General features: G+C 64.7%; 7 protein-coding genes and 1 pseudogene. 6 read left to right on the top strand and 2 right to left on the bottom strand.

The window, feature by feature from the left end:
- Window positions 1–7: 7 nt before the first annotated feature.
- Window positions 8–250, top strand: a pseudogene (locus AB4Y43_RS32175) (hypothetical protein); the annotation flags it as partial.
- A gap of 275 nt (window positions 251–525) precedes the next feature.
- Here the strand turns inward: AB4Y43_RS32175 and AB4Y43_RS32170 are convergent.
- Window positions 526–1,887, bottom strand: a complete 1,362-nt coding sequence (locus AB4Y43_RS32170; RefSeq protein ID WP_368729633.1) for an NYN domain-containing protein — start codon at window positions 1,885–1,887, stop codon at window positions 526–528.
- Between the two features lie 273 nt (window positions 1,888–2,160).
- On the opposite strand from AB4Y43_RS32170, the gene AB4Y43_RS32165 reads away from it, so the two are divergent.
- Together AB4Y43_RS32165 and AB4Y43_RS32160 are read left to right on the top strand one after the other, a co-directional pair.
- On the top strand, window positions 2,161–4,038 hold the full coding sequence (locus AB4Y43_RS32165) for an alkaline phosphatase family protein (protein ID WP_368729632.1): 1,878 nt from the start codon (window positions 2,161–2,163) through the stop codon (window positions 4,036–4,038).
- Window positions 4,039–4,114: 76 nt separating this feature from the next.
- A complete protein-coding gene (locus AB4Y43_RS32160; protein ID WP_342945529.1) occupies window positions 4,115–5,356 on the top strand; it encodes a cytochrome c peroxidase in 1,242 nt (413 codons plus the stop codon).
- A gap of 65 nt (window positions 5,357–5,421) precedes the next feature.
- Here AB4Y43_RS32160 and AB4Y43_RS32155 read toward each other — a convergent pair whose 3' ends face one another.
- A complete protein-coding gene (locus tag AB4Y43_RS32155; RefSeq protein ID WP_342945530.1) occupies window positions 5,422–6,306 on the bottom strand; it encodes an IclR family transcriptional regulator in 885 nt (294 codons plus the stop codon).
- A gap of 163 nt (window positions 6,307–6,469) precedes the next feature.
- On the opposite strand from AB4Y43_RS32155, the gene AB4Y43_RS32150 reads away from it, so the two are divergent.
- From AB4Y43_RS32150 to AB4Y43_RS32140, 3 genes are all read left to right on the top strand, one after another.
- Window positions 6,470–8,809 carry a cytochrome P450/oxidoreductase gene (locus tag AB4Y43_RS32150; protein WP_368729631.1) on the top strand — a complete coding sequence of 780 codons (2,340 nt, stop codon included), beginning with the start codon at window positions 6,470–6,472 and terminating at the stop codon, window positions 8,807–8,809.
- Window positions 8,810–8,855: 46 nt separating this feature from the next.
- A complete protein-coding gene (locus AB4Y43_RS32145) occupies window positions 8,856–10,229 on the top strand; it encodes an MFS transporter (RefSeq protein ID WP_368729630.1) in 1,374 nt (457 codons plus the stop codon).
- Window positions 10,230–10,498: 269 nt separating this feature from the next.
- Window positions 10,499–12,031, top strand: a complete 1,533-nt coding sequence (locus AB4Y43_RS32140) for a class I adenylate-forming enzyme family protein (protein ID WP_368729629.1) — start codon at window positions 10,499–10,501, stop codon at window positions 12,029–12,031.
- Window positions 12,032–12,079 lie beyond the last annotated feature (48 nt).

The raw sequence follows: 12,079 nt of genomic DNA, 5'->3' as shown, positions 1-12,079 counted from the left end.
GTTTGCAATGTTGCGCAAGACGCTCAATGCTTCGCGGCTGCAGGAGGAAGTGCATCGGCGCATCCACAAGCTGCAGGAGGTGGTCGAAGACGGCGTGAAGATCGGCGTGCCGCGCCCGCAGTTGCAGGAGCCCGACCGCAGCGGCTGCAACTGGACGATGCAGCACTTTCACAACGCGGCTGGCTTCGAAGCGAGCGTGGCGCGCGTGCTGGAGCAGGTGCAGGCCGAGTACAACCTCACGCAGGCAAAGGATGAAGCCGTGGAGGACGATGTCGGCCAGGAGGCCGGCACGTGCGATCCGTTCGGGGGAGCGAAGCGCGCCGGCGCTGAGAACCCATTTGGTGGATCGAAACCCGCGCAGGCCGCGAACCCGTTTGGAGTGGCGGGGCCGTCGGGCAAGCAGGATCCTTTCGGCGATACTGCGCCCGCGAGTGAAGATGCGCCGCCTGCGAAGGGCAAACGCCCCGCGAATCCGTTCGGCGATTGACCGATGCGCTGCGCGCCGCCCACTTAGAGCGGCGCGCGTCACGCCATTGTCAGCTTTCTTCCGCTGCGGCCTTGCTGCGCGCGCGACGGCGCCTTCCTGGCAGCGGGCTCAGCCGGCGCTGCTGCCGGGCTCGCCGGTTCGTCAACGGAACTGGCCGGTGTTTCTGCCGCTTTCTTCGCTGTCTTCTTGCGCGCGGGGCTCTTGCGAGCTGCCGTCTTGCGCGCTCGCGCGGGGGCGGGCGCGGTGGGTTCGACCTCGGCGGCCGGCTCGGGCGCCGCATGCCCCTCGTAGGCCTCTTGCGGCGAGTGGGTGTTCTCGTTCGCGTCGAATGGCAGGGCGGGGAAGGGCGGCTCGGCTTCGTGCCGATGCGCTGGTTGCGCAAGCGCCTCGACCGGCTCGAACGGAATTTCGCCTTGCGTCTCGGCCGGTTGCTCGACTGCGGTTTCGCGCACGTCCGCCGCGCCGCCTCCGCGGCCATTGCGACGGCCCTTGCGCCTGCCGCGCGGCTCCTCGGCACGCGCCGCCGTGCTTTCCGGCGCTGACACGCTGGCGGCGGCAGCCGCGAGCGGGGGCGGGTTCAGCCGCGACACCCAGGTCCCCGACTTGTCGTCGCGGCCCACTTCGAGCAGCCCGCGCGACTGCGCCTCTTCGAGCAGATTGCCGAATGCGCGAAAGCCGTAGCGCGTTTCGTTGAAGTCGGGCCGGCGGCGCTTGATGGCGCTCTTGAGCACCGAAGCCCAGATCTTGCCGCTTTCGCCACGCTCGAGCACGAGCGCGTCGAGCGTTTCGATCGCGAAGGCCACGGCCTTCGACTTGCGCTCGTCGCCGTCCTGCTTCGGCTGTCGTTCGTCGCCGCCCTGGCGTTTCGCACCGCCGCCGTCCTTGTTCTTGCCCCTGCCGTGCGTGTGCTGTTCGCGCTCGAGTTCGCGCACCAGGTCGTCGTAGAAGATGAATTCGTCGCAATTGGCGACGAGCAGGTCGGAGGTGGAGTGCTTCACACCCACGCCGATCACCTTCTTGGCGTTCTCGCGCAGCTTCGAGACGAGCGGCGAAAAGTCGGAGTCGCCGCTCACGATCACGAACGTGTCCACGTGCGACTTCGTATAGCAGAGATCGAGCGCGTCCACGACGAGCCGGATATCGGCCGAATTCTTGCCCGACTGGCGCACGTGGGGAATTTCGATCAGCTCGAAGCTCGCCTCGTGCATCGCGGCCTTGAAGCCCTTGTAGCGCTCCCAGTCGCAATAGGCCTTCTTCACGACGATGCTGCCCTTGAGCAAGAGCCGTTCCAGCACGGGCTTGATATCGAAGCGGTCGATCTTCGCGTCGCGCACGCCGAGCGCGACGTTCTCGAAGTCGCAGAACACCGCCATGCTGATGTTTTCCTGGGGGGAAGCCATGTGATTGATTCGTTCCATCTACGGTGTGAATTCACATGATAGCCGGTTGCACCGCGGCGGGCCGGGAATCGCGATAGCGGCGCCTCACCCCGTGCGGCATGTGGTTGTGTGCGCAAGCATGATTATTTTGAACGACTTTCGAACGTGGAGCCGTAAAACGCAGTCATTTTATGTTTACCCAACAACTTCTTAACAAGCGTGTAACACAACTTTCATAAGCTTTCCGCGAGTCAAAATCCGTCGGGTGTGTCCGACTTATAACGAGGGACGGTTGTGAAGAAAATAAAGTCGCGCAGGGGTGCGCTCGCGATGCTGGCGAGCATCGGCGTATTGGCGGGGTTATCTGGTTGCGGAAGCAACGGCTCAGATGGCGGACCGAAGGTCACCGGTCAGGTGCTCGGCAGCTATATCCAGAATGCGGCAGTCTGCCTGGATGTGAACAACAACGGCAAGTGCGACCCGGGCGAGCCGGTCGCGCGCTCGGATGCCCAGGGCAAGTTCTCGATCTCCGATACGAGCAATGGGTCGTGGAAGTACATCGTGGCCGACCTGAGCGGCGCCACGGAGAACGACGCATCGGGCAAGAACATGGGCACGGCGTTCAACGGGACGGCTACGTTCCGTTCGCCGCGTGGCGTCGGTTCCGTCAGCGCGATCACGACGCAGCTTTCGCAACTGATCGACAGCGGCCTGTCGCAGTCGGATGCTCAAACGCAACTGGCGAACAAGATCGGCACGACGCCGGACGCCCTGCTGGGCGACTTCAATACCAACGGCAACAACGTGGTGAAGGCCGCGAGCGATCAGTACATTGCAACCGTCGTTTCGAGCAAGGCGATCAAGCACGTCTGGGTTATCGTGCTCGAAAACAAGAGTGCGGAATCGACGTACGGCACGACGGCCTCGGATTCGAACCAGGACCCGTACCTGAAATCGCTGATGCCGCAGGGCACGTTCCTTTCGAACTACTACGGCACCGGCCACGTTTCGCTGGACAATTACATATCGATGGTGTCGGGTCAGCCGTCGACGCACGACACCGAAACGGACTGCTTCCAGCTATGGTCCGATATCGTGGATGCCGGCAACGACTCGGCGAACCCCAAGGTTCTCAAGGCAGGTACGGACGCAAACGGCCACGCGAGCGGCGGCTGCGTGTTCCCGGCTCGCGTGCAGCATATTGGCAACCAGATGGAACAGGCCAAGCTCACGTGGCGCAGCTACAACGAGGACATGGGCAACGACCTGAACCGTGACGGCACGAGAACCTGTTCGTTCCCGCGCCGTACCGCGCAGCTTGCGGGCTCGGACCCGGCGAAGGCTGTGGACGGCACGCAGGCCGCGCAGGCGCCTTCGGCTTCGGGTGACGTGGCAGGCGATGAGTACGCAACGCGTCACAATCCGTTCCCGTATTTCCATTCGACCATCGATGATCTGGCCAACTGCGACGCGCACGTGGTCAACCTGCAAGACAACCTGGCAACGGATCTTCAGTCGATTGCCACTACGCCGAACTTCTCCTTCATCACGCCGAACCTGTGTAACGACGGCCATGATGGTGACGGTACGGGCGCGGCGGGCAAGGGCTGCAAAAACGGTCAGCCTGGCGGTTTGGCTTCGATCGACGCGTTCCTGAAGAACACGATCCCGTTGATTCAGGCTTCGCCCGCCTACAAGCAGGACGGCCTGATCATCATCACGACGGACGAAGGCGTCGTGACCGGACTGACGCCGACAACGTCGCTCAGCGCAGATGGCACGACGCTTTCCCTGCTGGAGCCGGAAATGGGCAACCAGTGCCCGGGCTGCAACCAGCAAACGGGTCCGAACGTGACGCGTCCGGAACAGGTCACGATGTCCACGCTGCCGGTGGCTCAAGCAGCCCTGCTCGGTATCAACCCGGCGACGCTGCCTGCATCCGTGCGGAGCGTGTCGATTGCGTTGAACTACCTCGGAGTCGGTGGCGATCAGATCGGTACGCTTCTGCTGTCGCCGTTCATCAAGGGCGGTCACGTGGATGGTACGGGCTACAACCACTACGCGCTGCTGCGTTCGCTCGAAGACAACTTCGGCATCGGCTCGTATCTCGGCTACGCAGATGATGCATCGCTCAAGCCGATCTTCACATCGGCCAACATCGATAACCGCTAATCCGTAGCGGTCTCACAAGAACTTTGTTGTCCTGGCCCGGTTCTCGGCTCGAACCGGGCTCTTTTCCTGATCCGTCATGCGCCAATTTCCTCTAAGGGCTGTTCTCACAACGGCCCTTTGCATTTGCCTGCTTTGCGCATGCGACCAACATGCACCGGACGCTCAGGCAGCCACGGTCAAAGCACCTGCGCCTGATCTGGCAGCCATCGGCAAGGCAGCGTTCTTCGATCCGTCGCTGTCGGCTTCCGGCAAGCAGTCATGCGCCTCCTGTCACAGCCCCGCGAATGCCTATGGGCCGCCGAACGGTCTGGCAGTCCAGTTGGGTGGTCCAAACCTCGATCGAGCCGGACTGCGCTCGGCGCCGTCGCTGCGCTATCTGCGTGCTGTGCCTTACTGGACGTTCACGCAGGCAAATAGCCTGAAAGAGCGTCTCGAGGACGGCGACAATCAGCCCAGCGGCGGATACACCTGGGATGGACGCTACAACTCCCCCGCGGATCAGGCTGCATTTCCCCTGCTCAATCCGGATGAAATGGCAAACAGCAGCGCGGATGACGTGGCGCAGAAGCTGAGCAAAAGCGCCTACGCACAGCAGTTCCGCGAAGCATTCGGTCAGGACATTTTCTCGCGGCCGACGCAGGCGCTGGCGGACCTCGGAAAGGTATTGCAGGCATTCCAGTTCAACGATCTGTCGTTCGCGCCGTACTCCAGCAAATTCGACCGGGTGCTCGACGGCAAGGAGCATTTCACGCCACAGGAAGCGCACGGATTGGCGCTGTTCAGCGACCCGGACAAGGGCAACTGTGCAAGCTGTCACCTGATCAACAAAGGCGCTCACGGCGCGCATCCGGCATTGACGGATTACAACTTTCAGACGCTGGGTGTGCCACGCAACATGGAAATTCCGGCCAACCGCGATCCGAATTTCTTCGACATGGGGTTATGTGGGCCGCTGCGTCAAGACGAGGCGAAGCAGCAGAAGTGGTTCTGCGGGATGTTCCGCACGCCCACGCTTCGCAACGTCGCCACGCGACGCGTCTTCTTTCACAATGGCATGTACCATACGCTGGAAGATTCGTTACGCTTCTATGTCGAGCGCGACACGAACCCGGAGAAGTGGTATTCGAAAGACGCGCACGGCCACGTCGTGAAGTTTGACGACCTGCCGAAGAATCTGCGCAGTAATGTGGATACCAGGACGGAGCCGCTGACGAATCACCTGGGCGGCAAACCGGTCTGGTCAGACTCGGATATCCGCGACGTAATGGCGTTCCTGGATACCCTCACCGACGCGGACGCAAAGACGGTGGCTCGCTAACGTCGTTCAGAAAAAGGAAAAACCCGGTCAGTTTTGAACCGGGTTTTTTATGCGCTGACGAAGCGTTAAGCGCTGCTCGCCACGTAGCCGAGGAGGGCGCTCACGGCGTCCGCTTCGCGGCGTACGGCGCGACCGTTCGGGCCCTCGGCCGTGGCGTCGAAGCCGCCCGTGGCGCCCAGCGCCGTGAGCACGCCGCAGAGCTTGCCGGTGTGATCGAAGAGCGGCGCCGAAACGGCGCTGATGCCCTTGAGATTCGTGTCGCGCACGCTCGCGCAGCGCGCTTGCTGCACGTCGCGCCGCAGCGTGCCGATCGGATCGCTCGCACTCAGTTGCGCGCGCAACGAAGCATCGGCGTGGGCGAGTTCTTCTTCAGCTTGCGCGAGCACGCGCGTGTCGTCGAGCAGGCCGAGAAACACGCGGCCCGTGGACGACCATAGCAGCGACATCACCGAGCCCACCCGCACGTTGACGGTCACGGGCAGCCCCGGTTCCTCGAAACGGATGATCGTGGGTCCCTTGTTGCCCATCACCGCGACGAACGACGTCACTTCGAGCGTCTCGCGCAGGCGCACGAGCGCGGGCTCCGCAATGCGCACCGGATCGGCCTGACGCATGGCGGCCACGCCGATCATCATCGCCTCGACGCCGAGCCGATACTGCTGGGTGGCGGTGTCCTGCGCGACCAGGCCTTCCTCGATCAGGCTCACGAGATAGCGATGCACCTTTGCGGGACTCTCGCCCACGCAGGCGGCGAGACCCGAGAGGCTCGCGCGGCCGCCCAGGCGCGCGAGACCCTTGAGCACGGCCATGCCGGTTTGCGCGGATTGCACGCGCTGGCGGCGCTCTCGCGGCGCGGCTACGGCCTTCGTCTCTTGCGCGACTTTGGGCGACGTCGAAGCGTCGGCCACTTTGGCCGTGGTGCGACGGGGAGTGGTTTTCCTGCTTTCCATACTGGACGGGACGCTGGGATATCGGTTGGGTTCACGCGGATTTTAGGGCGCGTAGGGGCGGCATAGTGCCTGCTGAGCTTGCACGTTAACCCCTATCTCGTAATTACGCAATGCGTACTAGAGTTACGCAAAACGTAATGCACGCAGGATGCAGGAGAGGCATATGAGCGAGACACCTTCCCCAGCGACGGGCCGCTGCCCGTTTCCCCACGCCGCGAACCGGACGTCGGCCGCCACGTCGCGCTGCCCGGTCAGTGCCAATGCCGCGGCATTCGACCCCTTCAGCGACGGCTACCAGCAGGACCCGCCCGAGTACGTGCGCTGGGCGCGCGAGCAGGAACCCGTGTTCTATAGCCCGCAGCTTGGCTACTGGGTGGTCACGCGCTACGACGACATCAAGGCGATCTTTCGCGACAACCTCACGTTCTCGCCCTCCATTGCGCTCGAAAAGATCACGCCCACCGGTCCCGAGGCGAACGCGGTGCTGGACTCGTACGGCTACGCCATGAACCGAACGCTCGTGAACGAGGACGAGCCTGCCCACATGCCGCGCCGCCGCGCGCTGATGGAGCCGTTCACGCCCGAACATCTCAAGCACCACGAACCGATGGTGCGGCGCCTCACGCGCGAGTACGTGGACCGTTTCATCGACGCAGGGCGTGCCGACCTCGTGGACCAGATGCTCTGGGAAGTGCCACTCACCGTGGCGTTGCATTTTCTGGGCGTGCCCGAGGAGGACATGGACTTGCTGCGCAAGTATTCGATTGCGCATACGGTCAATACGTGGGGGCGGCCGCGCCCCGAAGAGCAGGTCGAAGTGGCGCACGCGGTGGGCAACTTCTGGCGGTTCGCGGGCAAGGTGCTCGACAAGATGCGCCAGAACCCGGACGGCCCGGGCTGGATGCAATATGGCATCCGCAAGCAGAAGACGCATCCCGAAGTCGTCACGGATTCCTATCTGCATTCGATGATGATGGCCGGCATCGTGGCCGCGCACGAGACCACGGCCAATGCCACGGCGAACGCGATGAAGCTGCTGCTGCAGCACCCGCATGCGTGGCGCGAGATCTGCGAGGACCCGAGCCTCATTCCGAACGCGGTGGAGGAGTGCTTGCGCCACAATGGCTCGGTAGCGGCCTGGCGGCGCCTCGCAACAAAAGACGTGCAAATCGGCGGCATCGACATTCCGGCGGGTTCGAAGCTGCTCATCGTGACGTCCTCGGCGAATCATGACGAGCGCCATTTCGCCGATGCCGACCTGTTCGATATTCGCCGCGACAACGCGAGCGACCACGTCACGTTCGGCTATGGCTCGCACCAGTGCATGGGCAAGAACCTCGCGCGTATGGAGATGCAGATCTTCCTCGAAGAATTCACGCGCCGCTTGCCGCACATGCGTCTGGCCGAGCAGACGTTCACGTATGTGCCCAACACGTCGTTCCGGGGTCCTGAGCATGTCTTCGTGGAATGGGACCCCGCGCAAAACCCGGAGCGCGCGAATCCGGCGCTGCTCGGCGCGCACGTGGCGGTGCGCATTGGCGAGCCGTCGGCGCACGCGCTTTCGCGGCCTGTGATGGTCGAGCGTGTGGACGCCATGGCAGAAGGCATCGTCCGTGTGCGCCTCGTCGCGCCGGAGGGCGGCGCGCTGCCGCGCTGGGCGGCGGGTGCGCATATCGACGTGGAGTGCGGCGACACCGGCATCTCGCGCCAGTACTCGCTGTGCTCGGACCCCGCCGACACGGGCGCGTTCGAGATCGCCGTGCTACGCGAAATGCAAAGCCGCGGCGGTTCGGCCTGGGTGCACGACACGTTGCACGCAGGCATGCGCCTGAAGATACGCGGCCCGCGGAACCACTTCCGGCTCGACGAAGAGGGGCGGCGCGCGATCTTCATTGCGGGCGGCATCGGCATCACGCCGGTAAGCGCCATGGCGCGCCGCGCGCGCGAACTGGGCATCGACTACGAATTGCACTATAGCGGGCGCTCGCGCAGGACGATGGCGCTCGTCGACGAACTCGCGCAGCTGCACGGCGAGCGCCTGCATCTGCACGTTTCGGACGAAGGCTCGCGCAACGATTTTGCCGCGCTGTACGTCGACGAGCATACGCGCGTCTACGCGTGCGGCCCGGCGCGCATGCTTGAAGCACTCGAAGCGTGCAGCGAGGTGTGGCCCGAGGATGCACTGCGCGTGGAGCATTTCGCGGCGACCGGCGGCAAGCTCGACCCCTCGCGGGAGCAGGCGTTCGAAGTCGAGCTGAAAGACTCAGGGCTCGTACTCAACGTGGGCGCCGACCAGACCGTGCTCGACGCGCTGCGCCGCGCGAACATCGACGTGCAAAGCGATTGCGAAGAAGGCTTGTGCGGCTCGTGCGAGGTGCGCGTGCTGGCGGGCGAGATCGACCATCGCGACGTAGTGCTCACGCGCGCCGAACGCGACACGCAAACCCGCATGATGACCTGTTGCTCGCGAGCGAAAAGCGGGCGATTGGTACTCGAACTTTAATCGCCGTAGAGCGATCGAGACGACAAAACAATATTGGAGACATTGCATGAACAAGGCGGTGGAGGTTACCGGCATCATCGACGAAAGCCGGTTCGGGCCGTATCAGCTCCTCGTGGTCACGCTGTGCGCATTGTGCCTCGTGATGGACGGCTTCGATGTGCAGGCGATGGGCTACGTGGCGCCGGTCGTGATCCGCGAGTGGGGCATCGCGAAGGAGACGCTCTCGCCGGTGTTCGGTGCGGGCCTCTTTGGCATGCTGGTGGGCTCGCTCACGTTCAGCACGCTCGCCGACAAGATCGGCCGCCGCCCGGTGTTGATCGGCGCGACGCTGTTCTTTTCCGCGTGCATGGTCGCGACGGGCTTCGCGCATTCGATCGCGCAACTGGTGGCCTGGCGCTTCGTCGCGGGGCTGGGTCTCGGCTGCATCATGCCGAACGCGATGGCGCTCGCGGGCGAGTACAGCCCGCGCCGCATGCGCGTCACGCTCATGATGATCGTCTCGTGCGGCTTCACGCTGGGCGGCGTGGTGGGTGGCCTGATTACCGCGGCGCTGATCCCCGCGTTCGGGTGGCGCGCCGTGTTCTTCGTGGGCGGCGCGATTCCGCTCGTGCTCGGCGTGCTGATGTGGCTCGCCTTGCCCGAGTCGATCCAGTTCCTCCTGTTTCGCGGCCGTGGTGAGCGCACGCAGGCGCGCGTGCGCCGCAATCTGTCCCGCGTGGCCCCTGCGCTCGCGTTGCCGGCCGGCGTGCAGTTCACGAGCGTGGAAACGCGCTCGCGCGGCGTGCCGTTCGTCGAGCTGTTCAAGGAAGGGCGCGCGCGGGTGACCGTGCTGCTGTGGGTCGTGAACTTCGCGAACCTGCTCGCCATGTATTTCCTCTCGAACTGGCTGCCGACCGTGATCCGCGACGCCGGCTATTCGACCCGGACCGCCGTGTTCGCCGGCACGGCATTGTGGGGCGGCGGTGTGATCGGCACGCTGCTGCTCGGGCGCATCATCGACCTTGCGGGCTTCACGCGCGTGCTCGCCACGACGTTCCTGATCGCCATCGTCTCGACGGCCGCCATCGGCAATCCCGCCGTGATGGTCTCCGTGGCCGCGATGTTCGTGGCGATCTTCGTCACGGGCTTTACGATCATCGGCGGCCAGCCCGCGCTCAACGCGCTCGCCGCGACCTACTATCCGACCTCGCTGCGCTCGACCGGCATCGGCTGGAGCCTCGGCGTGGGGCGTATCGGCTCGGTCGTCGGCCCGGTGCTGGGCGGCGCGCTCCTGCACCTGCAGTGGTCGTCGTCGGCGCTCTTTCTCGCGGCGGCCGTGCCGGCCTGTGTGTCGCTCGCGGGCATCGTGGCGATTCATCGGGCGAATAGCGCTTCCAGGGGCACGATGGGAGGCGAGCGTGCGACGGCGCAGATGGAGTGACTGGCGGCAGCGCCTGCGCAGGGCCGCACCGGCGCCTCGCACGCGTCACTCACGAGGGCTGAGCGCCCGCCGAGCACGCTCCCGGTCGAGAAGATAATCACCTCGAAGCCCCGGCCATCGGGGTGAATTCCGACTTCTCGGCAGACGAATGCCGGCTTTATCGAAAACGAATTGTTGGCAGGCCGCGCCTGAACCACACTGATACCTGTCGCGATGCGGCGTGCCACGGCGCGCCGTACGCAGTCAAAGAGCAACGACGGGAGGTGACAGTGGTGAGGCGAGCGGCGCGCAAGATCAGCGATATCGCGCGGCATTGGGCGCAGGCGTCGCCCGAAGCCGTGGCGATACGCGAAGAAGCAAAGGTGACGAGCTTCGGGCAGCTCTGGAGCGACGTGGGGCAGGCGCAGCGGTTTTTGCGCGAGCACGGCGTGGACGTGGGCGACCGCGTGCTCGTCGTGGCCGAAAACTGCTCGGCCGTGGTGACGCTGCTGTTCGCGCTATCCGAAATCGGCGCGTGGCCGGCCGTGGTCAATGCGCGGCTCTCGGAACGAGAGATCGAGACGATTCGCGCCCATTGCGGGCCGCGTCTCATACTGTTTACGCATGGTGCTTCGCCCGACGCGCTGCGTCATGGCGTGCGCTATCGCGCGCGCGAGATCGCGCCCGCCGGGCTCGGTCCGCTGATGATGGCCGCGCCCGATCTCAACGCCGTGCGTGAGGCCGAAGCGCTCGCGCACGAGGTCGCGGTGCTCATCTACACGTCGGGCACGACGGGCCAGCCCAAGGGCGTGATGGCCACGCATCGCGGCCTGCTGCATTTCGCGCATGTCTCGGCGACATCGCGCGACATGACACAGGCGGACTGCGCGTACGCGGTCATGCCGATGTCGCATATTTTCGGACTCGCCACGCTGCTGCTCGCCACCTTCGAGGCGGGCGCGAGCCTGCATCTGGCCGCGCGCTTTTCGGCCGAGGAGGTCGTGAAAGCGCTCGCCGCCTCCGAAATCTCCATCCTGCAGGGGGTGCCGACGCTCTTCACGCGCATCGTCGCCTATGTGCGCGAGCACGGCGGCACGGTACATGCGCCCCGTTTGCGATACCTGTACACGGGCGGAGGTCCGCTCGATCCCACGCTCAAGCAGCAGGTCGAAGCGCTCTTCGGCATGCCGCTGCATCACGGCTACGGCATGACTGAGTACGCGGGCTCGCTATTCATCACACGCATGGACCGTCCGCGCAAGGACGTGTCTTCAGGCGAGATCGTCGAGGGTGCCGAGTTGCGCGTGGTCGGGCCCGACGGTCACGATGTGCCGCGCGGCGAAGCGGGCGAGTTGTGGGTGCGCGGTCCCGGCGTCATGCACGGTTACTACCGCGAGCCGGGCCTGACCGCCGAAGTGCTCGATGCGGAAGGCTGGCTCAAGACCGGCGACCTCGGCCGGCTGGACGCGGACGGCGCGCTCTTCATCGTGGGCCGCTCGAAAGATCTCATCATCCGTTCGGGCTTCAACGTGTATCCCATCGAAGTCGAGTCGGTCATCAACACCTACGCAGCGGTGCGCCAGAGCGCCGTGGTGGGGCGGCGCGACGCCGAAGGTAACGAGGAAGTCGTGGCGTTCGTGGAAGCGAAGGACGGCGCGACGATCGACACGGCCGATCTCGCCCATTATCTGAGCGAGCGGCTCTCGGCCTATAAGCGCCCCTCGGAAATCGTGACCATCGACATGATTCCGACCACGGCCAGCGGCAAGCTGCAAAAGCAGCCACTGCGCGAAATGGCCAAACGTGCCGTGCGCGCTCACTGAGCATTCCTGATTTGTCATCCTCACGGGCGGCGTCGTGCCGCCCGATCA

The organism is Paraburkholderia sp. BR10872, assembly GCF_040965835.1.
Taxonomy (GTDB): Bacteria; Pseudomonadota; Gammaproteobacteria; order Burkholderiales; family Burkholderiaceae; genus Paraburkholderia; species Paraburkholderia nodosa_A.
This window is presented reverse-complemented; position numbering and strand designations above follow the sequence as displayed.

What these genes read in the sequence shown, in the direction of transcription:
- AB4Y43_RS32170 (WP_368729633.1), bottom strand. Translation starts at nt 1,887, where the DNA reads ATGGCTTCCCCCCAGGAAAACATCAGCATGGCGGTGTTCTGCGACTTC.
- AB4Y43_RS32160 (WP_342945529.1), top strand. Translation starts at nt 4,115, where the DNA reads ATGCGCCAATTTCCTCTAAGGGCTGTTCTCACAACGGCCCTTTGCATT.
- AB4Y43_RS32155 (WP_342945530.1), bottom strand. Translation starts at nt 6,306, where the DNA reads ATGGAAAGCAGGAAAACCACTCCCCGTCGCACCACGGCCAAAGTGGCC.
- AB4Y43_RS32150 (WP_368729631.1), top strand. Translation starts at nt 6,470, where the DNA reads ATGAGCGAGACACCTTCCCCAGCGACGGGCCGCTGCCCGTTTCCCCAC.
- AB4Y43_RS32145 (WP_368729630.1), top strand. Translation starts at nt 8,856, where the DNA reads ATGAACAAGGCGGTGGAGGTTACCGGCATCATCGACGAAAGCCGGTTC.